The sequence below is a fragment of the Leptolyngbya boryana PCC 6306 genome, from assembly GCF_000353285.1.
Lineage (GTDB): Bacteria > Cyanobacteriota > Cyanobacteriia > Leptolyngbyales > Leptolyngbyaceae > Leptolyngbya > Leptolyngbya boryana.
Genome location: NZ_KB731324.1, coordinates 1356920 through 1381962 on the forward strand (window position 1 = coordinate 1356920; position 25043 = coordinate 1381962).

26 protein-coding genes are annotated in these 25043 nt (G+C 46.8%); 11 read left to right on the forward strand and 15 right to left on the reverse strand.

Translation table 11 applies throughout. The annotated features are described in order from the left end of the window. The first annotated feature begins 17 nt into the window (after window positions 1–17). The 3 genes from LEPBO_RS39800 to LEPBO_RS0106490 are packed head-to-tail and all read left to right on the forward strand — an operon-like array spanning window position 18 to window position 4592. Window positions 18–2873 carry an ATP-binding protein gene (locus LEPBO_RS39800; protein WP_017286730.1) on the forward strand — a complete coding sequence of 952 codons (2856 nt, stop codon included), beginning with the start codon at window positions 18–20 and terminating at the stop codon, window positions 2871–2873. Further along, on the forward strand, window positions 2839–4215 hold the full coding sequence (locus LEPBO_RS0106485; RefSeq protein WP_017286731.1) for an adenylate/guanylate cyclase domain-containing protein: 1377 nt from the start codon (window positions 2839–2841) through the stop codon (window positions 4213–4215). The genes LEPBO_RS39800 and LEPBO_RS0106485 overlap by 35 nt, the downstream gene beginning before the upstream one ends. 11 nt (window positions 4216–4226) lie before the next feature. Beyond that, the gene (locus LEPBO_RS0106490) at window positions 4227–4592 is read left to right on the forward strand and encodes a response regulator transcription factor (RefSeq protein ID WP_017286732.1); all 366 of its coding nucleotides are present in this window, start codon (window positions 4227–4229) and stop codon (window positions 4590–4592) included. Between the two features lie 196 nt (window positions 4593–4788). Here the strand turns inward: LEPBO_RS0106490 and LEPBO_RS0106495 are convergent, their stop codons facing one another. The 4 genes from LEPBO_RS0106495 to LEPBO_RS0106510 form a co-directional block, all read right to left on the reverse strand. Next, window positions 4789–5232 carry an SH3 domain-containing protein gene (locus tag LEPBO_RS0106495; RefSeq protein WP_017286733.1) on the reverse strand — a complete coding sequence of 148 codons (444 nt, stop codon included), beginning with the start codon at window positions 5230–5232 and terminating at the stop codon, window positions 4789–4791. Between the two features lie 106 nt (window positions 5233–5338). After that, entirely contained in the window at window positions 5339–6142 is an 804-nt protein-coding gene (locus LEPBO_RS0106500; protein WP_017286734.1) for a PEP-CTERM sorting domain-containing protein, read from the reverse strand. A 253-nt stretch (window positions 6143–6395) separates the two neighbouring features. Then, complete coding sequence (gene sbcD, locus LEPBO_RS0106505) at window positions 6396–7664, reverse strand: exonuclease subunit SbcD (protein ID WP_017286735.1); 1269 nt, start codon at window positions 7662–7664, stop codon at window positions 6396–6398. Window positions 7665–7669: 5 nt separating this feature from the next. Then, on the reverse strand, window positions 7670–8470 hold the full coding sequence (locus LEPBO_RS0106510) for an SDR family oxidoreductase (RefSeq protein WP_017286736.1): 801 nt from the start codon (window positions 8468–8470) through the stop codon (window positions 7670–7672). 31 nt (window positions 8471–8501) lie between these two features. Between LEPBO_RS0106510 and LEPBO_RS0106515 the strand changes: the two genes are divergently transcribed. The 3 genes from LEPBO_RS0106515 (at window position 8502) to LEPBO_RS0106525 (ending at window position 10989) form a co-directional block, all read left to right on the forward strand. After that, window positions 8502–8756, forward strand: coding sequence for a glutaredoxin family protein (locus LEPBO_RS0106515; RefSeq protein ID WP_017286737.1), 255 nt, complete (start codon window positions 8502–8504; stop codon window positions 8754–8756). Between the two features lie 30 nt (window positions 8757–8786). Further along, window positions 8787–10292: a UDP-N-acetylmuramoyl-L-alanyl-D-glutamate--2,6-diaminopimelate ligase gene (locus tag LEPBO_RS0106520; RefSeq protein WP_017286738.1), complete on the forward strand. Its 1506-nt coding sequence runs from the start codon at window positions 8787–8789 to the stop codon at window positions 10290–10292. Window positions 10293–10548: 256 nt separating this feature from the next. Next, window positions 10549–10989 carry a peptidylprolyl isomerase gene (locus LEPBO_RS0106525; protein WP_017286739.1) on the forward strand — a complete coding sequence of 147 codons (441 nt, stop codon included), beginning with the start codon at window positions 10549–10551 and terminating at the stop codon, window positions 10987–10989. On the opposite strand, the gene LEPBO_RS0106530 is transcribed toward LEPBO_RS0106525, so the two are convergent. After that, a complete protein-coding gene (locus tag LEPBO_RS0106530) occupies window positions 10986–11672 on the reverse strand; it encodes a M15 family metallopeptidase (RefSeq protein WP_017286740.1) in 687 nt (228 codons plus the stop codon). The two genes, LEPBO_RS0106525 and LEPBO_RS0106530, sit on opposite strands and share 4 nt — an antisense overlap. Further along, window positions 11632–11889 (reverse strand): membrane protein insertion efficiency factor YidD, encoded by a 258-nt coding sequence (gene yidD / locus LEPBO_RS0106535; RefSeq protein WP_017286741.1) that lies wholly within the window; start codon window positions 11887–11889, stop codon window positions 11632–11634. Before yidD ends, LEPBO_RS0106530 begins: the two co-directional genes overlap by 41 nt. A gap of 30 nt (window positions 11890–11919) precedes the next feature. Here yidD and hisC point away from each other — a divergent pair, with 30 nt between their 5' ends. Further along, window positions 11920–12963, forward strand: coding sequence for a histidinol-phosphate transaminase (gene hisC, locus LEPBO_RS0106540; RefSeq protein ID WP_017286742.1), 1044 nt, complete (start codon window positions 11920–11922; stop codon window positions 12961–12963). Between the two features lie 20 nt (window positions 12964–12983). Here the strand turns inward: hisC and LEPBO_RS0106545 are convergent, their stop codons facing one another. Next, window positions 12984–13223, reverse strand: a complete 240-nt coding sequence (locus LEPBO_RS0106545; RefSeq protein WP_225885711.1) for a hypothetical protein — start codon at window positions 13221–13223, stop codon at window positions 12984–12986. Between the two features lie 63 nt (window positions 13224–13286). Continuing rightward, window positions 13287–14882 carry an Hsp70 family protein gene (locus LEPBO_RS0106550; RefSeq protein ID WP_017286744.1) on the reverse strand — a complete coding sequence of 532 codons (1596 nt, stop codon included), beginning with the start codon at window positions 14880–14882 and terminating at the stop codon, window positions 13287–13289. Window positions 14883–15064: 182 nt separating this feature from the next. Here LEPBO_RS0106550 and LEPBO_RS0106555 point away from each other — a divergent pair, with 182 nt between their 5' ends. The 4 genes from LEPBO_RS0106555 (at window position 15065) to LEPBO_RS0106575 (ending at window position 17158) form a co-directional block, all read left to right on the forward strand. Further along, a complete protein-coding gene (locus tag LEPBO_RS0106555) occupies window positions 15065–15283 on the forward strand; it encodes a hypothetical protein (RefSeq protein ID WP_017286745.1) in 219 nt (72 codons plus the stop codon). A gap of 332 nt (window positions 15284–15615) precedes the next feature. Then, complete coding sequence (gene apcA / locus LEPBO_RS0106565) at window positions 15616–16101, forward strand: allophycocyanin subunit alpha (RefSeq protein WP_017286746.1); 486 nt, start codon at window positions 15616–15618, stop codon at window positions 16099–16101. Window positions 16102–16162: 61 nt separating this feature from the next. Then, the gene (gene apcB / locus LEPBO_RS0106570) at window positions 16163–16648 is read left to right on the forward strand and encodes an allophycocyanin subunit beta (RefSeq protein WP_017286747.1); all 486 of its coding nucleotides are present in this window, start codon (window positions 16163–16165) and stop codon (window positions 16646–16648) included. A 306-nt stretch (window positions 16649–16954) separates the two neighbouring features. Next, complete coding sequence (locus LEPBO_RS0106575) at window positions 16955–17158, forward strand: phycobilisome linker polypeptide (protein ID WP_026148458.1); 204 nt, start codon at window positions 16955–16957, stop codon at window positions 17156–17158. A gap of 114 nt (window positions 17159–17272) precedes the next feature. On the opposite strand, the gene LEPBO_RS0106580 is transcribed toward LEPBO_RS0106575, so the two are convergent. The 7 genes from LEPBO_RS0106580 to LEPBO_RS0106610 all read right to left on the reverse strand — a co-directional run bounded on the left by LEPBO_RS0106580 (window position 17273) and on the right by LEPBO_RS0106610 (window position 25038). Next, a complete protein-coding gene (locus tag LEPBO_RS0106580; RefSeq protein WP_017286749.1) occupies window positions 17273–18184 on the reverse strand; it encodes a TIGR04168 family protein in 912 nt (303 codons plus the stop codon). A gap of 81 nt (window positions 18185–18265) precedes the next feature. Next, window positions 18266–19144, reverse strand: coding sequence for a hypothetical protein (locus LEPBO_RS0106585; RefSeq protein ID WP_017286750.1), 879 nt, complete (start codon window positions 19142–19144; stop codon window positions 18266–18268). Window positions 19145–19151: 7 nt separating this feature from the next. Further along, complete coding sequence (locus LEPBO_RS0106590; protein ID WP_017286751.1) at window positions 19152–20492, reverse strand: cobyrinate a,c-diamide synthase; 1341 nt, start codon at window positions 20490–20492, stop codon at window positions 19152–19154. Further along, window positions 20492–21226 carry a hypothetical protein gene (locus tag LEPBO_RS36305; RefSeq protein WP_017286752.1) on the reverse strand — a complete coding sequence of 245 codons (735 nt, stop codon included), beginning with the start codon at window positions 21224–21226 and terminating at the stop codon, window positions 20492–20494. The genes LEPBO_RS0106590 and LEPBO_RS36305 overlap by 1 nt, the downstream gene beginning before the upstream one ends. Window positions 21227–21229: 3 nt before the next feature. Beyond that, the gene (locus LEPBO_RS0106600) at window positions 21230–22645 is read right to left on the reverse strand and encodes a NupC/NupG family nucleoside CNT transporter (RefSeq protein WP_017286753.1); all 1416 of its coding nucleotides are present in this window, start codon (window positions 22643–22645) and stop codon (window positions 21230–21232) included. Continuing rightward, complete coding sequence (locus LEPBO_RS0106605; protein WP_017286754.1) at window positions 22645–23478, reverse strand: glycosyltransferase; 834 nt, start codon at window positions 23476–23478, stop codon at window positions 22645–22647. Before LEPBO_RS0106605 ends, LEPBO_RS0106600 begins: the two co-directional genes overlap by 1 nt. Window positions 23479–23535: 57 nt before the next feature. Further along, window positions 23536–25038, reverse strand: coding sequence for a glycosyltransferase (locus LEPBO_RS0106610; protein ID WP_017286755.1), 1503 nt, complete (start codon window positions 25036–25038; stop codon window positions 23536–23538). Window positions 25039–25043: the final 5 nt, after the last annotated feature.

The window sequence follows — 25043 nt, forward strand, 5'->3', positions numbered from 1 at the left end:
CCTGCCAGAGGAATCCTATGAAATCAATGACTCGTCGTAAAATCGTATCTTTACTACTACATGGTAGCTTTATCGCTGCTGTGGGAGTGACTGCGTTTACGAGCTATTGGATTGTGCGGGGTATTATTCTCAGCACACTCAAAGAAAATGCATTACTGAAAGTGCAATCTGCGGGATTAGAGATTGATTCTTGGCTGAATCGGCGCTTAGGCGAAGTCGAGTCAATGTCGAATAGCGTCGAAGTCCGATCGATGAATTGGGAGATTGCAGAGCCGTTCTTACAGCTAGAACAAGATCGGCTAGCTGACTTCTGGATGTTTATCTTAGTCAATACGGATGGCACGTATGCTACCACACGCGGTGGATTTGCAACTGGAAAGAACTTGAGAGATCGCGAATACTTCCAAAAATCCATCCAAGGGCAATCGAATGTCTCGGATCTGATTATTTCCCGTACTACAGGCAAACGGCAAATTAATATCGCTGTGCCAATTTGGTCAATTCCGCTCGTGAAAGAAACGGACAAAGATCGAGCAGAACTGCGATCGAAAAGCTTATCCTTTTACAATCTACCCGTAGACGAGCAGCCGAAAGTCATGGGCATTCTTGCCGGAAACATTCCTATTGCTGAAGTGACTAGAGCGATTTCGGCGACTCAGCTTGGGAAAGGGAGCTATGCGTTTGCGCTCGATGCTCAAGGCGTCGCGATCGCTCATCCTAACTCAGCGTTTACGGAAGGGTTAACGAGTCTGACCCAGAATGCTGATCCAACCCTTGCCGCGATCGCACGTTCGATGACTGCTCGCAAGCAAGGCGTTGAACTGGTTACACTCGATCAAAAGTCAGTTTATGTTGCTTATATGCCGATTCGGCGTGCGAATTGGTCAGTCGCATTAGTCATTCCACGCGAGAACCTAGAAGAGCAATTAAATGCGCTGAATACGCTAACGATCGTCATGGCAGGGCTGCTTGTGGTGGTCATGATCACGGCACTGACCCAGTTGAAGCATTGGGAAGAGATTCGCGATCGGGCTGAGCAAGAAACGGCACTAAACAATCAATTACAAGCAACCAGTCAGCAACTTCAATCGACTCTAGCCTATCTAGGAACCATTTTAGACAACTTAGCAGATGGATTACTCGTGAGTGATACCGAAGGCAGCATTACTTGCTACAATCCGGCACTGCTAAAGCTCTTTGGTTTAGAAGAACAATCTCTTAATGGCAAGTCAGTTCAAGCCCTGTTTAAGCAAGATTTAGTGAACCTGATCGAGCGATCGCAAAATCAAGAAACCCTGGTGACTGAAGTTGAAATTGCTCAAGGCAGTATTGGTAAAGCAGTTGCTACATCGATTCTGGATGGAACAGGCACTAAAATCGGAACAGTTGTTTTAGTTCATGATATTACGGCTGAGAAAGAAGTCGATCAGATGAAAACCGACTTTATTTCAACGGTTTCTCATGAACTGAGAACACCGCTGACTTCAGTTTTAGGCTTTGCCAAACTCATTAAGAAAAAGCTAGAGGAGGTTGTTTTCCCCTCACTGGATACGACGGATAAGAAAATGCAGCGAGCGGCACGTCAGGTCAATGACAATATCGACATCATCGTGTCTGAAGGGATGCGATTAACCGCGTTGATCAACGATGTGCTCGACATTGCCAAAATGGAAGCCGGTAAAGTGGACTGGAAATCTGAGCCACTTCAGATTACCGAAGTTGTAGAACGTGCGATCGCGGCAACGTCTGCCTTACTGCAAGCGAAGAATCTCACCTTAGTAGAACAATTTGATCCACATTTGCCGCAATTGGTTGGCGATCGCGATCGCTTAATCCAGGTTGTGATCAATCTGCTCTCGAACGCGATCAAATTTACCGACAGCGGCGATATTACGTGTAAAGTTGCTCGGCAAGGCGACACGATTGTGGTGAGTATTACAGATTCGGGCATTGGCATCAGTCCTGAAGATCAGCCTAAAGTCTTTGAGAAGTTTAAGCAAGTGGGGGATACGCTGACCGATAAGCCAACGGGAACCGGGTTAGGGTTGCCGATCTGTAAGCAAATTATCGAGCATCATGATGGACAGATCTGGGTCGAGAGTGAAATTGGCAAAGGCAGTACGTTCTCATTTAGCTTGCCGAGTTCTGCTTCTCCGACTCACATCAGAGAAATTGATTTCAGTGCATTGATTCAGCAATTACAGCAGGGTAGTGAGGTCAATGCAACGCAAAAACGGATTTTGATCGTGGATGATGAAGCTCCGATTCGTGCGCTGCTGCGCCAACAGTTAGAAACAGAAGGCTATCAGGTCGAAGAAGCTAGAGATGGCAAAGAAGCGATTCAGATGGCGAAGGAATCGCTTCCTCATTTGATCATTCTGGATGTGATGATGCCTGAAATGAACGGGTTTGATGTGGCTGCGGTCTTGCGACATCATCCTCAGACGATGGGAATTCCCTTGATTATTTTGTCGATCGTCGATGCGCCTGAACGCTGTCATTCGTTGGGAATCGATCGCCATCTCACGAAACCCATCAACTTAGAAGTGCTTTGCCAAGAAGTCGAATCGTTAATCGCTCAAGGGAGATCCCCGCGCAAAATTCTGGTAGTCGATGAGAATGAAACGACCTCGAAGATTCTTGTGGATATTCTTCGCTCGAAAGGCTTTACCGCAGTTGAAGCAACGAACGATGCAGAATTACTCAAGAAAGTTGCATCTACCCAACCGGATATGGTCATTGCCAGCGTCAAATTTTGGGAACACTCAGATAGGGCGCAGGATCTTTCACAAGCTGAAGGGTTACAAAACGCTGTGTTTTTATTAGTTGCAGAACATCATGGTTCCCATTCGCTTGAAACGACTCGTTGCTAAATCTGAGGTTAAGGAGATTCTGGCTCGTCTTCAAGCGCTCAGTGCAACTTCAGTTTCAATTCAAGATCGTGAAGGGCAGACAATTTGGGGCACGCCGACTGAATCATCGAAATATCCGATTCAGGTCGATGGAGAACTGATCGGCTATGTGATTGGTGAAGCAACTTTTGCATCGGTTCTGAGCTACATTGCTGCCCGAGAGATTGAGAAAAAAACGTTGGCTCAGGAAACGCTCGATCGCTATAAAGAAGTAACTCTGCTCCACAATCTTTCTGAAAAAATGACTGCAAATTTAGAAGTCGAAGCGGTTGCAGCTTTAGTGCTCAGTGAAGCGAAGCGATCGATTCAAAGTGATTGTGGGGCTGTGATGCTCCTGAAAGCGGCTGAGTTAGAGGTCATTACCGCGTTTGGAAATTCACCGACTCAATTGCAGGATGGAATCTTAGAAGCAGTTCTAGAACATCAAAAAAGCGATATCGTCAATGAGGTTTACTCAGATGCAAGGTGTAATCCAGAAGAATCGAAGCTCCATGCCTTGATTGCGGCTCCTTTGAAGGTGAGCGATCGCACGATCGGGGTGATGATGCTCGGCAGCGAACAAGCGATTACGTACACCGCAGCCGATTTAAAGTTACTTAATACGTTAGCGTCGCAAGCTGCATCCGCTCTAGAGAATGCGCTTTTGCACAAGCAACGATTGCATCAAGAACGAGTCAAAAGTAATCTTGAGCGCTATGTGCCCACGCAGCTTGTGCAAGCGATTCTCGATGCGAGTGGGAGCTTTTCGCTGGTTCCAGAGTATCGACAAATCAGCGTTTTATTCTCGGATATTCGCAATTTTACTCAGCAATGCGAACAGTTGCCGCCAACTGAGATGGTGGAATATCTCAACACTTACTTTACGCATATGGTGGATGAGATTTTTACTCACCAAGGCACGGTCAATAAATTTGTGGGCGACATGATTGTGGCGTTGTTTGGTGCGCCTTTTGAAGTGAGTCATCATGAGGCTTGTGCGATCAAAAGCGCGATCGCAATGCAGCAAAGAATTCGGACAATCCCGATTGATTGGATTCAGAAGCATTTTCTGACGGGGATTGGCATTAGTTCAGGGCGCGTGATTGTTGGCAATATTGGTTCTCCGCAGCATATGGACTATACGGCGATCGGCGATGAAGTGAATGTTGCCTCTCGCTTGCAGTCGGTTGCGAAGGGGGGACAGATTTTAGTCAATCGCAATGTCTATGAGGCAGCGAAAGATTGCTTTTCGTTTCGAGAGGTTGGGACATTGACTGTGAAAGGTAAAACCCAGACGGTTGATGTATTTGAAGTACTGTACTAGAGGATAAGATCATGAAAATTTTGATTGTTGACGATGAGCCTCATATTCGCTTGTTACTAGAGCAGACCTTAGAGGAGCTTGAGGATCAAGATGTTGAGCTTTTGACTGCGACGAATGGAAAAGAAGCGATCGAGGTGATCCAATCGGAACGTCCACAACTTGTGTTTTTGGATGTGATGATGCCCTTTATGAACGGGTTTGAAGTGTGTCAGACGGTCAAGCAGGAGATTGAAGATATCTATATCATTCTACTGACTGCCAAAGGTCAGGAATTTGACAAGCAAAAAGGAGCCGAAGTGGGAGCAAATCTCTATTTGACGAAGCCTTTTGATCCTGATGAAGTCATGGCAAAGGCTGTTGAAGTCTTGGGTTTGTAGAGCAATTCTGTTTGAAGTGTAAATACTAAAAAGAGTCGGAAGTTTTGATCTCTTAGGAAGAACTCCCCACTCTTTTTAGCATTGCTATATCTCAATGAAGAGTTTCCACGATTCAAGTTCGCTCAACACGTGATCGATCGCTAAGTTTTTTCACGGTTTGAGCGAGGTCGAAACTCAAGCAGGATATGTTCCGAACTCAGTTACTCACTTTCTCGACATTTCCAGCGCGCACCCATCCTTCTGTATTGTTAGCCAAACGGATTTTTTGCCAGCTTCCATCTGCGCTGGTTTCAATCACCGTCACTTGCTGATTAAAATCAACCCCACCGATAGAAACAGCGTCCAGCGAAGGTGCATCGCGGATCACTAGCCCGATCGATTGCGTTACCTTTGCCGGGAAAGCTCCATCTGGAAGCGGTTTTGCAGGAGTTTCGGCTTTTGCCGCTGCTGGTTTTGCCGTTGCCGCAGGCTTTGCTGCTGGTGGCTTCGTGGTGGGTGTATCGTTCGGAAACATCGGTTTTGAGGGCGGCACAGACAGCCGTGCAATCATCACCCGTGCTGCAACTAGCCCGCCAGCCGCCAAAATTGCGATCGCAAGCAGCACACCAAGGAAGAATTTCAGAACTGTAGACCAGCGCATAACGATCGACTCTAGGATATCGACCAGATTTTAACACCAGATTTTCCAAACTGACGCAGTTCTCGCTGATTTGCGAGATGACAGGCAAATCAGCGGAAAATTAGGTCTAAGCAGTTTGACTCGACTTACGACGGCGAGCAAATGCCATTGCTCCAGCGACTAAGCCCAATCCTGCAAGCGTTGCGGGTTCTGGTACAGATTTGGGTGGAGTGTCGGGTTTTTCTTTTACTTTCACTGCCCATTCTTCAAACCCACCTTCTGCACCGGAAAATTTCGAGTACAGATACACATACTCATTTGTGCTGACTGAAAATAGGCTGTTAGGGATGTATACCAAGAGATCCGCTCTGCCACTTCCGGCATTGGTATCCCGGAGGTTGACGACATTATCCTCATTGCTGTCTAAATCAAAGATCTTTACAGCATTGCCATCGAAGGTTGGATAGTTCAACAAGTCGCCTGCATTTCCCAAGAAAATTTGCAAGCTCTCAAGGTCAATCAGAGGTTTATCTTGGTCTTGCGGGGTTGCATTCGGCTCGTTGATGTCTAAGAGAAACCGACGATAGTCCACGCCGCCAATCGTAAAAATTGGAACATCGCTGAGTTTGAGCGATCGCGTAAATTGCGGGCTGTTATTCTCATCGAACTCCAGGGGGCGACCATCTGTGTTGTAGCCTTCTTCAACAGTGTTATTGCCAGGAGATTGTAGCCGCACGAAAGATTGCAAAACGCCTGTTCCGGCTGGATCATTTGGATCAATCTCTTGAAAGAGTGCTCCGTTCAAAGTTCCACTTTGCAAGATTGGATCTTTGAGATTTAGGGTTGCTGCGGTTGCTTGAGAATTGCCAAAAGTGCCCATTAACGCGGTACAAGCGATCGCAAACACGCTGCTTTTATTAATTTTTTTCATGATTCTCTAGTCTGAATCTAGGTGAATACTGGTATGTTTTAGACCTGCTGAACGCAGTCTAATTGCATAGATTTCGTCGTTTCTATGGGGCTTTCATGACTAAATCTTAGCGAACTGTCGAGAAATCACCTTGATCTCTAAAGCAATTAACTAAGTCTTTATTAAAATTGCCCGAATCGTGAAGCTAATACGTAAGTAGTAGTACTGTATATTCTCAACTCCACAAATCAGTGGTTTTACTAGTATTGCTCGTCTACAGTAACCGCAACTGCGTCTCTTCAACGCCTGCTTCTGTTTCGATGTAAAACTCTTCTTGAGCGAGCAAAGCTTTTGCTGCTTCTAGAATCGGTTCTGCTAAAAGCTTCAGGTCTTCTCGATTGGCTAAATAGGCCTGCAATGCATCTAAAGGCGCGATCGCGCTGCCAACGCCCAATTCTGGTAAGCGCGATCGCGACATTTGACTGATTAAGCCTGCCTGAATCGTGTAAGTATGAGCAACTTCTAGCGTTTCATGCAAAATTGCATCATCGATTAAGTCAATTTGCTCTGGGCGAACTTGATAAATGACGCGCACGACTGCATCGGTGATGTCTCTTTTTGCGATCGCGTTGAGTAAATCGGCTTGAGGCGTGTCGGATTCGGTTAAATCTACTTCAATTGTGCAGAACGATCGCACTGGCAAAGGACAAAACTCGATCGCTGTAGAGCCACGTTCTAGATCGACTAAAACAAAGCCTTTCTCTTCGTGTTCTTCACTAAAATCAACTCGTTCAATACTTCCTGGATACACGACGAACGGATCTTCTGACAAAATTTGATGTCGATGCACATGTCCCAATGCCACATAATCGAACGCGTCGCGAGTTAGAAACTCCAATGGAATTGTGAATCCTTTTCCAACCGCAAGAAACCGCTCTGCGCCATAGTGAGCAGCATCGACCATTAAATGTGCGAGGAGAACCGTTGGGATTTCTGGATCAAGCTTGCGAATTTCGCCTTCCATTGCAACTCTTAATCGATCGAGTAATAAATGCCCGACATCCGACATGGATAATCCTTCGGTTTCGGGTCGCGTTAATAACGTCGATCGCGTTAACCACGGCAAGGTAATGATTTGCACGTCTCCGCTGCGGGTTTGAAGGCGATACGTTTCTAAGCGATCGCCTACAATCACATTCGGAACGCACAAGGTTCGATAAATGCACAAACTTGCGCCTCCAACTCCTTGAGAATGTTGGTCATGATTGCCAACGAGTAGAACGGCTGGAATATCTGCATCCACTAAGCGACGAAATTGACGGGCAAAGGCTTGCTGAATGTAAGGTGGCGGAGTGGCATCTGGGAAGGCATCGCCACCAAATAACACTAGGTCAACTGATTCAGAAATCGCACGATCGATACAGCGCGCCAAGGTAGCGACAAAATCCTCCAGTCGAGTATTCAACCCAGTTTCAGGGTTAATCTTGCCGTGAGCAAACCCGCTTCCAAGATGAATGTCCGACAGGTGGAGAATTTTGACCATACCGATCAGTGAAAGTTACTGCGAATAATTGTACTAAAGATATGGCTGGGCAGGAGCTTTCTTAAGATCACCGCAGTCCATGCGCCCGGATCAGCCGGATATCGCAGCCTTCGAGACGGATCGGTTGCAGCTTTGTAAATCGTTTTGGCAACGACTTCGGGTGCAGGTGCTTTTTCTCCAGCTTGGTTCATCTTCGGAATGATCTTGTTGACGTACTCGTCGTAAACCTTGAGATCTGAAGTCGCAATCTCAGGAGAGCGATCGTAGAAATCCGTTTTAATCGGGCCAGGTTCGATCAGTTTGACGCGAATATTGAATTGCTCTAATTCGTACTGCAATCCTTCTGAAAAGCCTTCTACTGCCCATTTTGTCGAGTTATAGAGCGAGTAAGTTGGAAAAGACATTTTTCCACCGATCGAGGCAACGTTGATAATCACGCCCGATCGGGACTCCCGAAAATGCGGCAATAAGGCGCGTGTGACTTCCATTAAGCCGAATACATTCGTGTCAAACTGCCGTTGGATTTGAGCCGGGGAGCAATTCTCGAATGCGCCCATAAGACCATAGCCTGCATTGTTGACGAGAACATCAATTTTGCCGAATTCAAGAGATTTTGCGATCGCAGTATGAATCGAATCTGAATTTGTCACATCTAGCGGCAGAACGTGTATCTTGTCGGATGAGAAATTTGCCTTTTCTGGATTTCGCATGGTTGCAATTACGTTCCAGCCTTTTTCAGCAAACAAAATCGCAGTCGATCGACCAATTCCCGTCGATGCACCCGTAATGAGAACTGTTTTAGACATAAGATTTCAGTGAGTTGCGACGAGAATACAAATGAAACTAATTCTGTACAGTAAGCCAGGATGCCATCTCTGTGAAGGATTGCAAGAAAAACTTGAGCAGATTCACTCGCTCGCTTTTGATCTTGAGGTTCGAGATATCACCACTCGTGAGGATTGGTTTGCGGCTTATCAGTACGAAATTCCGGTTTTGTATCTCGACGATCGTGCTCTGCCCCGTCCTTCGCCAAGGTCGTCGATCTCACAATTGGAATCTATGTTACAGAATTACATGTCAGCAAACGATTAGAAACTGAAAAACTCAGGCAAGGAGAGAGCGATGCAACTCAGAAAACTTTTGGGAGAACTTTTGGCAACGTCGGGAGAACTCCCGAATCATCCTGCATTAGAAGCCGAAGTGAAGGGACTCACGACGAATTCCTTAGCAGTTCAGCCTGGAGATGTGTTTATCGGAATGCCGGGGACGCGGGTGGATGGTGGCGATTTTTGGCAAAGTGCGATCGCTGCTGGAGCGATCGCTGCCGTTGTTTCACCTCAAGCTGCTGAAAAAGCGAAAAGCGATCCTGCCTTTCAATCTGAGAATCCGCCTTTGGTGATTCCGTCTAGCGATATGGCTCAAACTTGCGCCCAACTGGCAACGACGTTCTATCACTCTCCTGCCCAAAAGCTCAAAATGATCGGAGTCACTGGCACCAATGGTAAAACGACGACGACGCATTTAATCGAATATCTGCTAGAGCGATCGGGCAAATCTTCTGCTTTATTAGGAACGCTGTACACGCGTTGGAAAGGCTTTCAACAAACGGCACTGCATACCACTCCCTTTCCAGTTGAATTACAACATCAATTGAAAAGCGCGATCGATGTGGGATGTGATTTTGCAGTCATGGAAGTGAGTTCTCATGCATTGGCACAGGGCAGAACCTTAGGTTGTGAATTCGAGGTGGCAGTCTTTACAAATTTGACGCAAGATCACCTCGATTTTCATCGCGATATGGATGACTACTTTGCGGCAAAAGCATTGTTGTTTGATTCGGGCTATTTGAAAGGAAAAGCGATCGTCAATCTGGATGATGCCTATGGTAAGAAATTGGTAGAAAAGCTAAATCCGAAATCAGTGTGGACATACAGCACTCAAGAGAAAGCCGACCTTTGCACCAGCAATTTGCAATATGAGTCCGATGGTGTGAGTGGAACCTTGCATACGCCAATGGGAGATGCAGCCTTCAAATCGCCTTTAATTGGGCAATTTAACCTGGCAAATTTACTCGCTGCAGTTGGAGCCGCATTGCATTCTGGATTGGAATTAAGTGCGATCGTCGAAGCGCTGCCTGGTTTCTCTGGTGTTCCAGGACGCATGGAGCAAGTGCAGATTAAACCAGATCAAGACATTAGCGTAATTGTGGATTATGCCCATACGCCTGATAGTTTGGAAAACATGCTGAAAGCCTCCCGTCCGTTTATTTCAGGACAGATGATTTGTGTGTTTGGCTGCGGGGGAGATCGCGATCGTACTAAACGTCCGAAGATGGGAAATATCGCTGCAACTTTGGCAGATCAAGTCATCGTAACTTCTGATAATCCGCGAACTGAAGATCCAGAGCAGATTTTGAAGGATGTCGTGGCAGGCATTCCAGATACAGTCAATCCGACAGTAATTGCAGATCGCGCAGTTGCCATCAAAACCGCAATCATGCAGGCAAAACCGGGAGATGGAGTTTTGATTGCAGGCAAGGGGCATGAAGATTATCAAATTTTAGGAACGGAGAAGATTCATTTTGACGATCGAGAACAGGCGCGGGCGGCGTTAAGCGATCGGTATTAATTTGAGTGATAGCTGTAGGGAGTGGGGAGTGGGGGAATGAGAAATTGCCTGACTCTCCTACTCGTTTACCACAATCAATCTGATAGAGGGATTAGAAAAAACCGGACTCAGAGTGCTCTCTAGTTCCCCACTCTGCAAAATTCATGCGGTTGACTACTCCCTACTCCCCACTCCCCACCATTTTCCCCTCCCACCCATGCCTCGATCCTCAATCTCCCTGATAGGATGGAAAAGCCGAAAACGAAGGGCTTAGATTATGACTCGCGCAATCATGGAAACCGACAAGGGCACAATCAATCTCGAATTGTTTGACAAAGATGCCCCAAACACCGTCAAGAATTTTGTCGATTTAGCAAACAAAGGCTTTTACGATGGGCTTGCATTCCATCGCGTCATTCCCAACTTTATGATCCAAGGTGGATGTCCGAACTCGCGGGAAGGCGCACCTGGAATGCCAGGAACCGGAGGCCCCGGCTACAAAATCAACTGCGAAATCAACCCGAACAAGCACGAAGCAGGCAGCCTATCGATGGCTCATGCTGGACGCAACACGGGCGGCAGCCAATTCTTCATCTGCCATTCTGCACAGCCTCACCTCGATGGCGTGCATACCGTCTTTGGCAAAACCGAAGATATGGATGTTGTGAATGCAATTCGTGGAAACGATCGCATTCTTTCCGTCAAGATCGAAGGCTAAACTCTGCCATATTTCGCGATCGCATTGGCTGATGAATCTGCTTGATTTGTCAGCCATGCCCAAATCTGATCTCCGTAAGAAAAGTGCCACCATTCGTTCCAGTGTTGCTTAAATCCGGCAGCGGTCATTGCGTTTGATAGAATTTTGCGATGCTGACCGTATTCTGAATCTGGTGGGAAATGATTTGGAAACGATCGCTCAGAAATCTCATCAATTTCTGATCCCATATCGATGACATTGCCATTGTCATCAATTAAAGTAATGTCGATCGCGGCTCCCGTACTATGAGGTGGAGGTGTCGCAGGATCTAGATTCGGCATTGCCCAAAATTGATAGACTTGTTGCTGAAATTCTTCTCTCTGCGTTTCTGAAAGTGTTTCTAATTGCAATCCATTTGCATTGACTAATTCTGTAAACGTGTAATCGACCATAAATTGCTGAACTGCAACTGGGCGATAGGCATCAAAGATTTGGATTTTCCAGCCGGGTCGAATTTTCTGCAATTCTGCATCGGCTTGAATTAAGCGATCGAGAATTCCTGCTCTGACAAAAAATGGCGACTTCTCTCCATAAGGTGCGCCTAATTTTGCATAAGGATGTGGGGTGACTCGATCGAACTGCTCTGAAATTTCGACCAGAGGTTCATGGCATTCGGCGATCGCAACTTTCTGATAAGGTTTCATCTTTTTTCGGTGGAACAGGATCATAACCGCCCGGATTGAGCGGATGACAGCGACAAATTCGACGCACCGAGAGCCAACTGCCCTTGAGTACGCCATGTGTTTCTAAAGCCTCGATCGCATATTGTGAACAGGTTGGATAAAACCGACAAGTCGGCGGAAACAACGGTGAAATTGCGATACGATAGCCTCTTACCAATCCGATCAGCAGAATTTTCATGTCTTCGATCGTAGTTCAAAACTCTATCCTATGTCTTACTTTCGCCCAAGTGTGGATGCAATGGCGGGCTATGTGCCAGGAGAACAGCCGAAACCTGGAACGCCCATCATTAAGCTAAATACGAATGAGAATCCCTATTTGCCTTCGCCGAATGCGATCGCAGTTCTGAAAAGTCTCGATCCCGAATGGCTTCGCCGCTACCCTGATCCCTATGCAAATGATTTCAGACAAGCGACAAGCGAAGCATTGAACATTCCCAAAGATTGGATCATGGTAGGAAATGGCAGCGATGACATGTTGAATGTTGTCGTGAGAGCCTGTGCAGAGCCGGGGCGTAAAGTCGTGTATCCGATGCCGACTTATGTCCTGTATCGGACTTTGACGGAAATTCAAGATGCCGATCGCTTAGAAATTCCTTATGGTGAAAACAATCAATTACCACTAAATGAACTGATTGCAGCTCAAGGGGCTGTAACTTTTATTGCTTCTCCGAATAGTCCTTCAGGGCATGTAGTTGCAATGTCCGATCTGCGTCAACTTGCCGCAAACTTGAACGGCGTACTTGTGATTGATGAGGCATATGTCGATTTTGCTGAAGAGACCGCTTTGCCTTTAGTAGAACAGTTTCAGAATGTGATCATTTTGAGAACGCTTTCAAAAGGCTACAGTTTAGCAGGATTGCGGCTTGGATTTGCGATCGCGCAACCTCACCTCATTCGAGGCTTATTCAAAGTTCGTGATAGCTATAGTGTCGATGCGATCGCAACTTTAGTTGGTGCTGCCGCAATGCGTGACCAGGACTATAAAAATGAATGTGCGGAAAAAGTGAAGAGATCGCGAGAAAAATTAGCGATCGAACTTAGACAGTTAGGCTTTGAGGTCTGGAATTCTCAAACAAATTTCCTCCTCACTCAACCTCCAGGCAATGCTGCAAAAATCTATGAGGCGCTTAAGCAGCAAAACATCCTAGTACGCTACTTCAACCAACCAAACCTTGATGACAAACTTCGGATCAGCGTTGGTACAGATGAACAGAATCGAATTCTTATCACCACTCTTTCATCTCAACTCTAGTCGGTCATAGATTAGCGTTCTCATTTATCATCCCCGAAGATAACAGCCATCACGTCAGCCGCTGTTCCTCGTTCTGCTGTGCCATTCCTGACAGCTTCCAGTGTCTTTTCTGCATTTTGAGCAATTTTCTGCCTCCGCTTCATCACCCGCCGTTTCTGAATCAAATCAAACAACTCATTCTGTTCATCCTCAGAGAGTGCTTCGACGTATTCAATAACCGTTTGAAAAGGCATCGCTTGAGTCATAGGGCATGTATTCACGAGTACTTCTCAAGTATATTCAGCCAAATTCTGGTCAGAATAACAAACTATTCAGCAGAGTAGCTAACTCAACTGGACAACTGCTTGATCTTCAACCAATGTTCGAGCCGTCAGTAAATCTTCCACCGTAATCCGCAAAAAACGATCGCGATCGACCATGAACTGCACCTTAATGCGATCGCTTCCCGGACTTCCCGGCGGATCGAGTTCAGCAATGCTCCGTGATCCATCTTTATCATTCAACGCCTGCACCTGCGTTTGTGAGCTTGAAACATTGCGAGTTACTAAGCGATCGCCATCAAAGTAAACCTCGGTCTGAACTGTTTCGGCTCCTAACTCACCTACAATCAGTTCAATACTTGGCTGGCTCTCTAACGACGCTCCTAGCACCAATTCGACAGGATTCTCCATCGGGTAAGGCTGTCCTGCTTTAATTAAAGGATGCCAATTATGGCGATTCTGCCGCCGATCCCAATAGCGAATTCCATAGCCGTGATAGAGAAAATCTTTTAGCTCAATGCCTTGGCTCAGTTGCAATGCCCCTTGAGCGATCGCTTCAAACGGCTTTTCACACCGAATCAAACGTTCATCAAAATATTGCTTCACCCAGTTCTGCACCGCTGGAATCTGAACCGTTCCACCGACCAGTAAAACCGCATCAATATCGCTCACGGCTAAGCCTTGTCTTCGGGCTTGTTGCAGCACTTGCTCCATCGATTCATCGAGCTTCGTAAAGAAACCGCGATCGCTCAAAATCTGCTCAAACTGCGATCGCGTTAAAGACAAGTCATAGCTTTCAAAACGCTCATCATCAAAGAAAACTTCCTGCGCTTCAGTGAAGAGCGAAAGCTGAATTTTCAATCGTTCTGCCAATCTCGAAATTAATGGCGTTGCTGTGAATCCTTGTGTATTCACAAAATGATCGACAAGCCAATTATCCAGATCCGATCCGCCTAAATTTTGTCCAGCTTTTGCAATCACTCTCGCTGTCTTTGCTTGTTGTCCTGACTGTTCCTTAAATGATTTCTGTCCCCATTTCAAAATAAATCCTGTCGGCTTTGCCGATTGATTCACATTCGTTTGAACAATCGACAAATCCAGTGTTCCCCCGCCAAAGTCAACCACGAGTAAAGTTTGTCGATCGACAAATCCATATCCCAATGCCGCTGCTGTTGGCTCATCAATCATCCGCACCTGATTAATATCCAAAGACTCACAAATCTGCCCGAGCCAAAGCCGATACGCTTCAAAACTATCCACTGGGACAGTAAAGACAATTGACTCTGCAATCTCTGGATCGGTCGTTTTCAACTGATTGATAATTTGGGTGAGATACCACTCGCCCACCTGCTCAAATCGAATCACCTGACCATCTAATTCGGGCAGAAATCCTTGCACCTCTGTTCCGATCCCGCGCTTGAAGTTGCGGAAAAATCGGGAGTCCTGACTGATATCTAAACCACGATCGCGTACCTCCTGCCCGATCGTAACTTTGCCCTGTGCTGCATTTTCGGCATACAACAAACTGGGGATCAGCGATGGATTCTGGGCGAGACGTTGAGAAATTCCTGGAATTGCTAAAGTTTCTGGCTGCTGAGTCACAGCATTCCAGCGCGTAATGACGGTGTTACTGGTTCCGAAATCGATCGCGTAGGGCATTGGAGATGAAGGTGAAACGAACAGATTCTTCTGACCTCACCAAATCACAACTCCTGCCTTTAGAGCAAGACTCCAAAAGTCAGAACTTCACTATGTATATCGGTGGACTTATGGCAAGCATAAATAATATTTTGTAACATAGAGGCACTTTGAACCTGTTGCACTCTCTCGGAACCCACATTATGTTTCGCAAACCTTCTGGCGAATCCGTCGCGTTTTTGGCGCGACTGCGCTCTAGTATCTGGATTCTCGGCATTTCATCCTGGCTCTTTGGCATCGCAGACCGATCGATCGCTGCTTTAATGGACGGCTACCTCTCAGCACTCGACATCGCACAACTGTTCACAGCCTCGTTCTTCTTCGTGAGTTGGCTCTTTCTCAAACCGACAAAACTCTTTTAGCTGGAATCAAATCTGGCAACTGAACCAGGGTTGCCAGCGATCGCACCTCGCTACAGAATGGGCTAGCAATCGAGCACACGATTTTTGGCGGTGGAAATTATACAAACTTGTGGCACGTTTTTAATCGGAATTTCAGAACTTGCCTCAAACCTGAGTAAAGATATTACAAAATGTTGCAGAGCGCCCAGGAAGGTTAACGCAATGCCGCACAATAATTTTCGGAAGGTGGCGAAGTCAAAGGCGGTGGCTCAACCCAATCGCGTGACTCCAAAACCACTTGGGGAACTCCCTTTTAAACAAATTCGGTTACATTTCTTTGGAGGAATCCATCAATGAGTATTGTCACGAAATCAATCGTGAATGCTGACGCTGAGGCACGTTACCTCAGCCCCGGCGAATTGGATCGGATCAAAGGCTTCGTCACCACTGGTGAAAAGCGTCTACGCATTGCTGAAACCTTGACGGGTGCTCGTGAGCGCATCGTGAAGCAAGCAGGCGACCAATTGTTCCAAAAGCGTCCTGACGTTGTTTCTCCTGGTGGAAACGCATACGGCGAAGAAATGACCGCAACCTGCTTGCGTGACTTGGATTACTACCTGCGCCTCGTAACCTACGGAATCGTAGCAGGCGACGTAACCCCGATCGAAGAAATCGGAGTCGTTGGTGTCAAAGAAATGTACAACTCTTTGGGAACCCCGATCCCCGCAGTTGCAGAAGGCGTTCGTGCTATGAAGAGCGTTGCAACCTCCTTGCTCTCAGCTGATGATGCAGCAGAAGCAGGTGCTTACTTCGACTACCTCGTCGGTGCAATGCAGTAATTGCTCGCCACGATCGATTCTTTTTTAATTTAAGACCACGCGACTTACGGAACTTGAAATCATGCAAGACGCAATTACCTCGGTAATCAACACTTCTGACGTTCAGGGTAAATACCTGGATAGCTCTGCGCTCGACAAACTCAAAGGCTACTTCGCAACTGGCGAACTGCGCGTTCGTGCAGCAACCACCATCTCTGCTAACGCAGCAGCGATCGTGAAAGAAGCAGTTGCTAAGTCCTTGTTGTACTCGGATGTAACCCGTCCCGGTGGCAACATGTACACGACTCGTCGTTATGCTGCTTGCATCCGCGACCTCGACTACTACCTCCGCTACTCCACCTATGCAATGTTGGCTGGAGATCCTTCGATCCTCGATGAGCGCGTTCTCAACGGATTGAAAGAAACCTACAACAGCTTGGGCGTGCCTGTTACTTCGACTGTACAAGCAATCCAAGCAATGAAAGAAGTCACCGCTAGCTTGGTTGGTGCAGACGCTGGTAAAGAAATGGGCGTTTACTTCGACTACATCTGCTCTGGCTTGAGCTAAGACTAAGTTACAGAACGAAATGCTGATCGCTTTTGTTCTTTAGCTTCTAAGTTTGGAAGTCTGGAGTGACGGTTAGGTTGTTGAGGCTCGTTTTGGCTTTTACGATTTAATCTTGACTCTTGGCTTCCAACCTTTTAAAAACAGCATTGTTCTGTGATGCGATTTCGTTTACGATTTGTTAAGGCGCTATCATCAATAGCTGAGTCTAAGCGATCGCACTATTTTTGAGATCTTTCTAAACGCGACTTCCCTTCATTCGTAGGGGCACTTCTTCCTACCTTTTTATCCCTTAGGAGAGACCGACTCATGAGAATGTTCAAGATTACGGCTTGCGTCCCCAGCCAGACCCGCATCCGGACTCAGCGAGAATTGCAAAATACGTTCTTCACGAAGCTTGTTCCTTACGAAAACTGGTTTAAAGAACAGCAACGCATCCAGAAAATGGGCGGCAAGATTGTCAAGGTTGAATTGGCAACTGGCAGACCTGGGATGAATACAGGTTTGGCTTAAGGCTGATGCCGTTTCTTAACGTTTGCTAACTCTGAGCACTCGTAGGAGGTTTTTTGAACCTCCTTTTTTATTGCTAAATGCTACCTGTGCTTTCCTCGGCTTAGATGCAAGTTGCTAGGCGATCGCTTCTGCTTCCTGGATTTGATAGAGAACAGTCTTGGATGCAGTTTTAAAGTTGGCATCGAGCCAAAGGAGTTCGGCTTGGGTGACGATGCCATCTTCGAGGGTGACGATCGAGAAATTCCGCAGTTTTTGTCCGTCTTGTTTGATGATTCTGGGCACGCTGGCAGCATTTAAGTAAACCGTTCCAGCAGTATCAACGTGAATGGCGCGACGGAGTTCGGTTTGAGTGTGGCGCAACGTGTGATGCATATGCCCAAACGTCACGAACGGAATCTTTTTTCCGAGTTGACGAGCTTGCGCGATCGCGTCTGCAAAATCTGGATCACCGTGATCGCCTCCGATCGGTTGCCAATCTTTGCCGCAAGGGTCTTCAGGTCGATCTCCTAGTCCTTTGGGTCCATTGTGTCCGATGAAGAGAATCGTATCACTCGCGGTTTGTTCCACGGCATTCATGATTAGATTCACCGATTCATCAAAGCTCTCGACTCCGAAGCGTTCATGATGAAATTGCTCATATTTCCACTTCGAGCCACCCCAGCTAAACGGGCGGCTCCCCACGACGCTGAGATTGAAGTTGGGAAAATCAAGCTTCCCATACCCGACATGAGCTTCACCGAGCAAATCTAACTGTTGCTGAACGCGATCTTCTTTGCGGTGATCGTAGGGGCTTTTTTGACGACCCCAATCGGTTGCACTATACCAAGCGTCGTGATTGCCCATGATCGCTGCTTTTGGTATTTGCACCTGAGAAATTAAGCGGACGATTTCAACCGATTCATTGCCAAAATCTCCGACAAACAGAGCTAAATCTACTCCTAAAGCTTTCAGCGCTGCTTCGTCTTCAGCCTCCCATCGATCGTGAACATCTCCGATCGCGGCTAATTTAATGGTTTGCTTTACCACTACGCGCCTCCCCTTGGTTTCCTTCTTTCTAGGATAGGCGGGGTGGGGAATTTTGGCATAGCTCGATTGATTGAGGATAGTTTATGTCCAGGTTGATTTCCAGGCATGTTGGGCTTCGAGAACGGCGTGTTCCCGCTGTTTTTTCTGATACTCACGCGCGATCGCTTGAAATTGTTTCTTGAGATCTCGGATCTTGTTTCGCAAGTTCATCAGCGGAATGTCATTGAATTCTAGTTCGTTCAGCTTGAGATTGACAGCAACGACATGGATGAGTGCATTCAGTGCTGCTGCCGCTGCTGCGGGAGTTCCATCTGTACCAGATTTTTCACTCGCGCTGACGAGCACATTGAGTAGGTTAGGAGAATTGGGATCGTTGCCTTCGGATTTGGATGCAGCATCAATTACCGCTTGGGGAATGCGCTTTTGCAGAATTTCAGCGTCTTGGAGATATTGATTGGCGCGATTCGAGGCAGTTTTTAGGGTCTTGTGAATGGAGCGATCGAGTTGTTCTTGCCAAATGGTCAATGCTTCGATCGGGGTCAAAGGGGTTTTAGGTTCGAGTTCTTCTTGATATTCGTCGTCCTCGTCATCGAGATCTTCGTCCGAGAGCAGGGCTGCGAGTTCGTCGGGGAGTTCGACTGGCTCGGGTTGGGTGTGCTCGATCGGTTGAAGCAGTTCTTGTAAATCGGTTGCAGTTTGATCGGCGAGCGCTTTGAGGTCGTCTTGGAGTTGTTGACGCTGACTGAGGGGGAGGGCTAAAAAGCGTTTGGGATAATTTTCAGTACAGATTTTGTAGCACGACAGAATGAGTTGCTGCCGCACGGTTTGACCGAGTTGCTGAAGATAGCTGCGATAGGTTTCGGTGAAGGTGTCGCCCATTGTCTCAATTTTCTGATCTAGGGCGGTAAGACGTTGAGCAATTTCTTGAATCGATCCAGCCATGTCTAATCTGTTATCCATGTTCTTTTTAAGGATAGCGATCGCTGCGGAATTTAGTACAGTATCGAACAAATCGCTGTGGGATTTGCGAGGTTGCGCCCCAGTGTAGATGCAGATAGGAAGCGTGTAATTTGGGTGTTTGCCAACCGTCGTATTGCATCGACGATCGAGAAAGGCCTGTCAATTCAAATAAAGGTTTCTCTGATTCAGTTGTAGGACTCGATCGATGAAATTCATGCCCGTGTAGTGTCTCGTCTTTTTTGACGATCGGGGTTGTTTGTAATGCGGTCGCTTTGCGATATCCCAAGGTTAAGCGCGATCGCATGACGGTTGTTGTTGGAATTGCTCCAACCATTGAAAAAGCTTGTTCTGAGAAATCGATAATTTTTTCACTGAGATACATCAGTCCACCGCATTCTGCGTAAGTTGGCATTCCCGATTGAATGGCTGCTCGAATTGCGTGTCGTGTTGCATGATTTTCGCTCAGCGTTTCTGCAAACATTTCAGGAAAGCCACCACCAAAATACAATCCATCTACATCATTGGGGAATGTATCTCTTAAAGGACTCCATTCGATGAGTTCCGCTCCTGCTTGCCTCAGCAGATCAAGATTGTCCTGATAGTAAAAATTAAACGCGGCATCTCTTGCGATCGCGATTTTGACAGATCTTGAAGATTCAGGAACTGAGACTTTTGGGGTTGTTGCTGTTTTCAAATAGGGCATCAATGCGTCCCAGTCGAAGCAAGATTCCCCTAATTCGGCTAAGCGATCGATTAACTCAGTCAATCCTGGCAGTTCATCGGTTGGAACTAATCCTAAATGGCGATCGGGAATCTCGATCGCGTCTTGTCGCCGTAAAACTCCCAAAATCGGCACATCTATTAAGGCAGATTTCAGCAGTTCTAAATGGCGATCGCTGCCGACTCGGTTTAAAACGACTCCCGCAAATTTCAATCGCGGATCAAGCGATCGATAGCCATGCACGATCGCAGCAACCGAGTAAGACAAGCTTCGACAGTCAACCACGAGCAAAATCGGCAGATCTAATAATCGAGCGATATGAGCAGTACTCGCAAAATCTTTGTGTCCGGCGGCTCCATCGAATAAGCCCATCACCCCTTCTACGATCGAATACTCGGAAGCCCGTTGAGCAAAACACTGCTGTACATAAGCTTCCGAAGTTAAAACCGGATCAAGGTTATAGCAAGCTTGCCCCGTCACATGACGATGAAACATCGGATCAATGTAATCCGGCCCAACTTTAAACGATCGCACTGTCAGATTGCGCCGTCTCAATGCAGCTAACAACGCGAGCGTGACCGTTGTTTTGCCTGCTCCACTCCGTTCTCCTGCTATTACAAACGCCATTAACTTGCCCGCAAACTATTTGCAATTGTAGTTGCTGCACCTAAAACGCGACTTCCCCCTTCGTTTGTGGCTGCAACTAAAACGAGCAAAACACTATTACTGGTCTGTCTTGCCACAATTACACCGCCAACCGGTTGAGTTGCACCTGCGATCGTCAAATTCCCTGTCCAATCGATCTGCACACCACCTGGGATTGATCGCACTTCACCTGTTTGAAATCCTTCCCCCTGGCGAAATGCATTCTGTGCAGCAGTCACTAATGCTTCATTTGGAATAATACTTCCAGCGACACCCAACTGAGATTGAGGCTGAGCAAGAACGCTATAAGCTAAATTTCCATCTGGAGATTCGATCAGAACCGTTCCAGCAAGCGGACTGACTTTGTAGTCTTTCAGGATTCCAACGATAAAACGTCCGTTGGGATCTTTATAGTCGCCACTGGTCGGCAGTGGATCTGCCGTGGGTGCAGCAGGTAGCGGCGCAGGCGCAGGAGTCGCAATTGGAATTGGCGCAGGGGATGCCCCAGGAGACGCAACCGGAGAAGTTGTAGGTGAAGGAGAAGCTGTCGGAATTGGCGGACGATTCGCAGGTAAAGACGGATCAACCGGAATCGGAGCAACCGGAACGCCTAAAGCTCCAGTTGGGGTAGGAGCAGGAGTTTGGGCAATGCTGGAGAGAGTTGTGAATAGGACAATTGCGAGAGCAAACCATCCAATAAGCCAATTGCGTTTCATGTTCTACCCTCTCAAAACCGATGGATTACCAAGATAAAAAACACCCGCCACACAACCAATCATCAAAGTTGCGAGAGTCGCAGCCCAAAGCGCTTTCCAGCCAACACTTGCGAGTTCTTTACGACGCGATGGAATCAAACTAGAAAATCCACCGACGAAAATTCCAACTGAAGGCAAATGCGCAAATCCGCAGAGACAATAGCTCGTAATCACTAAAGCTCGATCGCTAATTCTCCCCTGACTTGCTAATACTCCAAGCTGTTGATAAGCCGGCACTTCTGTTTCGAGCAATCTGCGTCCAATCAACACCGAAGTTTCCCAGATCTCGTTCCAGTTTGCAGAAACACCTGTGATTGCCGTTAGTGGAACAAACAGCGCACCGACGATATTTTGCAGCGTCACAATCTGGAAAATAATGCCAATGCGCCGAATCGTTAAATTGTTACTTTCGGCAAGTCCACCTAAGTTCGCAAAAAAGAGATTGACGATCGCCACTAAACCGAGCACAGCAACGAGCAAAGCCGCGATCGCGATCGCTAATTTCACACCGTCCAATGCGCCTGCAATCACGCTTTCCATCGCGCTCGACGTACTCTCTTCAGGTTCTTCTTCTTTGGGTAAAGCAGCGATCGTTTTAGGCGTTTCTGTTTCCGGCACCAAGAGTTTGGACACGACAAAACACGCTGGAATTGCCATGAACGAGGCTGAAACCAAATGCCCAGTAATATTCGGAAATGTTGGACGTAACAATCCCGCATAAAGTGCAAGAACAGTAGAAGCGATACTCCCGTAGCAGCAAGTCAAAATCGCGCAGAGTTCGCTACGAGTCATATTGGCGAGATACGGACGAATCACTAACGCCGATTCAATTCCGACAAAAATATTAGTTGCCCCACTGAGTGCTTCTGCACCACTGAGATTCAACAATCGGTGAAAGATTTTTGCAAAGAAATTTACAATCGGTTGAATGACGCGCAAATGATATAGCAAAGACATCAATGCCGAGAAAAAGATCACCGAGGGTAATGCTCGGAAGGCAAAGACGTAGCCTAAATTGAGATTGTCTGGACTTAAGCGATCGCCTGCAACTGGAACATAAGCTGGCGTAATCGCGCGGGCAATCCAGCGCCCCGCTAAAATTGGACCAGGTGTGCTGACATCTGGAACCAAGAGCGAGCCAAACAGAAACCTTGCTCCTGCTTCAGTGGCATCTAAGATTGCATTCACACTGTTGCTAATCACGGTCACAACCGCGCGGGTGACAGGAAACGAAAACACCAGCAATCCGAGAATTAATTGCAGTGCGATGCCCCAGAGAATCACTTTCCACGGAATCACACGGCGGTTTTCAGACCCGATCCAGGCAATTCCACACAGGATAAAGATTCCAGCAAACGATACTAAATTTAACCAAGACATTATTGATATCGACCTAGCTGATCATTAAATCGGATTTTGAGCAGATCCAGAAGCATTTTAATCGAGTCGCGTAACAGATGAACTTTCGACATTTTTTTCTGATGCTGTTTCGAGACGATCGCCGGAACTTCTCCGATCGTATATCCCCACTGTTTCGCTAAATAAATTAGCTCCACATCAAACGAAAATCCGGTTAAAATTTGGTAAAAAAATAATTGTTTCGCAGCCGATTTCCGAAATCCTTTTAGCCCTGCCTGCATATCGCTGTATTGCAAGTTCAAAATCCTACGGGATAAGAAGTTGAAAACTTTTTCGGTAATTTTGCGATCGAAGTTCTCGGGCTGGTGACGACCTCGTATCAGAGCGCGATTGCCGATAACGACATCGCAAGTCTGCAATTTTTCAATCAATTTATCTAGGTGGGCAAGTGAATAAGCCAAATCGCCATCAAGAAAGCAGATCAAATCACCATTTGCATATTCAACTCCTCGCCGAATCGCATACCCTTTGCCTGCTCGCGGTTTGTAAGACAGCAATTTAATCTGAGGCGTTTTTGCAATCCGAATTCCGGCGGTGATGATGTGTTTTGTGCGATCGCTCGATCCGTCATCTACAAAAATGAACGTAAAATTGGGATGCGTTTTGAGATAGTGCAAAACCGCTTCAAATGTTCGCTGAATGCAAGCTTGTTCGTTATAAACCGGAAGCACGATCGAGACTTGCTCAAGTGGATTCAACCGGGGCGAATGTGGAGCAGATTCATGTCCATGTTGGGGAGGACGCGGATTCGTCAGTTTTGCCCAAGCCTCGATCGGGTTCCAAGGTCTTTTCATGCTTTATTGTGCAAATTGCCGCTTCACTCAAGATACAGGATTTAGAAACGCTCAACCCTAGAAAAACTTAATTTTCCGAGAGGCGTAGAGGCACATTCGCAATAAAACTAATCCCTCACGAACATGCGCAATATTAGATGTGCCATAAGTTCGAGGTTGATACCGAACAGGCACATCGACTAAATGCAAGCCCAGTTTGGTTGCCCCAAAGAGTAAATCAAAGTCACCAAACGGGTCAAAATCCCCAAAATAGCTTCGTCCGGCTGCAATTTTTTCGTAATCATCTCGCCGCAAAACTTTTGTGCCGCATAGCGTATCTTTGATCGGTTGTCCGAGTAAGAAAGAAAATGCCAAGCTAAAAAACTTATTTGCCCAGTTATTTAACCAAGGCATTGCCTTGCCTGATCGCGGATAAACCAACCTTGAGCCATTGATAAATTCGCCGCGATCGCGAGCAATCACCTCAAAGAAATGGGGTAAATCCTCGGGTTGCACCGTCAAATCTGCATCCAAAATCATCAAAATATCGCCCGTTGCCTGTGCGAATCCAAGCCGCACCGCATCCCCTTTGCCTTTTCCTGTCTGCTGTAAAGCCTTTAAAGTAAAGTGCGGATGCCCTTGACTGACCACGTTTTGAATCTCGTTCCAAGTCTCGTCCTGAGAGTGTCCTTCGATAAAAATGACTTCGGTATGACTTCCTAATTGCGGTAAACGCGCGATCGCATCTCGAATATTGCCTGCCTCATTGCGAGCAGGCACAATGACTGAGCAAGAGTAATGGTGTGTATTTGCTCCAAACTGAGGCTTTGCCACAATGTAATTGGTGAGGCCTAAATGATTCAGAATCGGCAGATGCGCCAAAAATCGATTAAAAAAGGGTGCGATTACGGGAATCTGCTTGGGACACAAGAAACGCCTGCTCGATCGCAGCGGTAAGTAGCCTGTAATTTGAAGTAAATTTTGCACATCGGTCATCGATAACCAACTTTGAGCAGGCTGGGGACGACGCTGACCAATTTTCTCAGCGAAGTGCAACAAAGGCTGCCATAAGAAATTGTGAAAGGTTAGAAGCAATCGTGTTCGAGGATGGCAAAAAGGGTGCAGTCTTGTTAATACTTGCTGCACATCGCTTAAATGTCCTAATACTCCAGAAAGCACAATAAAATCAAACTGGAATTCTGCCGGATTGAGATCATCCGGACTGAGCGTTTCTGCATCTAAGCAATAGAACTGGAGATGAGGGTATTTTGCTTGAGCAATCTGAATCATGGGTTCAGAAAAGTCAATGCCGACTCCGATCGCAGGATCAAGTGCAGCGAGTAAATTTCCAGTTCCACAGCCAATTTCCAGGACTCGGCGACCCGGTGGAATGAAGAATTGATGCAAGCGATCGAGGTCTTGATAATAATATTGATTGCGCTGATTCCAGTGATCGATCTGCGCTGCAATGTGATCGAAATACGATCGCACCTCTGCTTTAAAAGCATTTTGATAGCCTGAATCGATCAATTTGCCTGACATCGTGAGCGTGACTTCTTCTTGCCGCTGCGAATTCTGCATTCCAC

Excerpts from the sequence above, each read along its gene's own strand:
- LEPBO_RS0106575 (WP_026148458.1), top strand. The coding sequence starts at position 16,955 with ATGAGAATGTTCAAGATTACGGCTTGCGTCCCCAGCCAGACCCGCATC.
- LEPBO_RS0106610 (WP_017286755.1), bottom strand. The coding sequence starts at position 25,038 with ATGCAGAATTCGCAGCGGCAAGAAGAAGTCACGCTCACGATGTCAGGC.
- apcA (WP_017286746.1), top strand. The coding sequence starts at position 15,616 with ATGAGTATTGTCACGAAATCAATCGTGAATGCTGACGCTGAGGCACGT.
- apcB (WP_017286747.1), top strand. The coding sequence starts at position 16,163 with ATGCAAGACGCAATTACCTCGGTAATCAACACTTCTGACGTTCAGGGT.
- LEPBO_RS36305 (WP_017286752.1), bottom strand. The coding sequence starts at position 21,226 with ATGAAACGCAATTGGCTTATTGGATGGTTTGCTCTCGCAATTGTCCTA.
- yidD (WP_017286741.1), bottom strand. The coding sequence starts at position 11,889 with ATGAAAATTCTGCTGATCGGATTGGTAAGAGGCTATCGTATCGCAATT.
- LEPBO_RS39800 (WP_017286730.1), top strand. The coding sequence starts at position 18 with ATGAAATCAATGACTCGTCGTAAAATCGTATCTTTACTACTACATGGT.
- LEPBO_RS0106485 (WP_017286731.1), top strand. The coding sequence starts at position 2,839 with ATGGTTCCCATTCGCTTGAAACGACTCGTTGCTAAATCTGAGGTTAAG.
- LEPBO_RS0106510 (WP_017286736.1), bottom strand. The coding sequence starts at position 8,470 with ATGTCTAAAACAGTTCTCATTACGGGTGCATCGACGGGAATTGGTCGA.
- LEPBO_RS0106590 (WP_017286751.1), bottom strand. The coding sequence starts at position 20,492 with ATGGCGTTTGTAATAGCAGGAGAACGGAGTGGAGCAGGCAAAACAACG.
- LEPBO_RS0106605 (WP_017286754.1), bottom strand. The coding sequence starts at position 23,478 with ATGAAAAGACCTTGGAACCCGATCGAGGCTTGGGCAAAACTGACGAAT.
- LEPBO_RS0106555 (WP_017286745.1), top strand. The coding sequence starts at position 15,065 with ATGTTTCGCAAACCTTCTGGCGAATCCGTCGCGTTTTTGGCGCGACTG.
- LEPBO_RS0106600 (WP_017286753.1), bottom strand. The coding sequence starts at position 22,645 with ATGTCTTGGTTAAATTTAGTATCGTTTGCTGGAATCTTTATCCTGTGT.
- LEPBO_RS0106530 (WP_017286740.1), bottom strand. The coding sequence starts at position 11,672 with ATGAAACCTTATCAGAAAGTTGCGATCGCCGAATGCCATGAACCTCTG.
- LEPBO_RS0106490 (WP_017286732.1), top strand. The coding sequence starts at position 4,227 with ATGAAAATTTTGATTGTTGACGATGAGCCTCATATTCGCTTGTTACTA.
- LEPBO_RS0106515 (WP_017286737.1), top strand. The coding sequence starts at position 8,502 with ATGAAACTAATTCTGTACAGTAAGCCAGGATGCCATCTCTGTGAAGGA.
- hisC (WP_017286742.1), top strand. The coding sequence starts at position 11,920 with ATGTCTTACTTTCGCCCAAGTGTGGATGCAATGGCGGGCTATGTGCCA.
- LEPBO_RS0106520 (WP_017286738.1), top strand. The coding sequence starts at position 8,787 with ATGCAACTCAGAAAACTTTTGGGAGAACTTTTGGCAACGTCGGGAGAA.
- sbcD (WP_017286735.1), bottom strand. The coding sequence starts at position 7,664 with ATGGTCAAAATTCTCCACCTGTCGGACATTCATCTTGGAAGCGGGTTT.
- LEPBO_RS0106585 (WP_017286750.1), bottom strand. The coding sequence starts at position 19,144 with ATGGATAACAGATTAGACATGGCTGGATCGATTCAAGAAATTGCTCAA.
- LEPBO_RS0106495 (WP_017286733.1), bottom strand. The coding sequence starts at position 5,232 with ATGCGCTGGTCTACAGTTCTGAAATTCTTCCTTGGTGTGCTGCTTGCG.
- LEPBO_RS0106550 (WP_017286744.1), bottom strand. The coding sequence starts at position 14,882 with ATGCCCTACGCGATCGATTTCGGAACCAGTAACACCGTCATTACGCGC.
- LEPBO_RS0106525 (WP_017286739.1), top strand. The coding sequence starts at position 10,549 with ATGACTCGCGCAATCATGGAAACCGACAAGGGCACAATCAATCTCGAA.
- LEPBO_RS0106500 (WP_017286734.1), bottom strand. The coding sequence starts at position 6,142 with ATGAAAAAAATTAATAAAAGCAGCGTGTTTGCGATCGCTTGTACCGCG.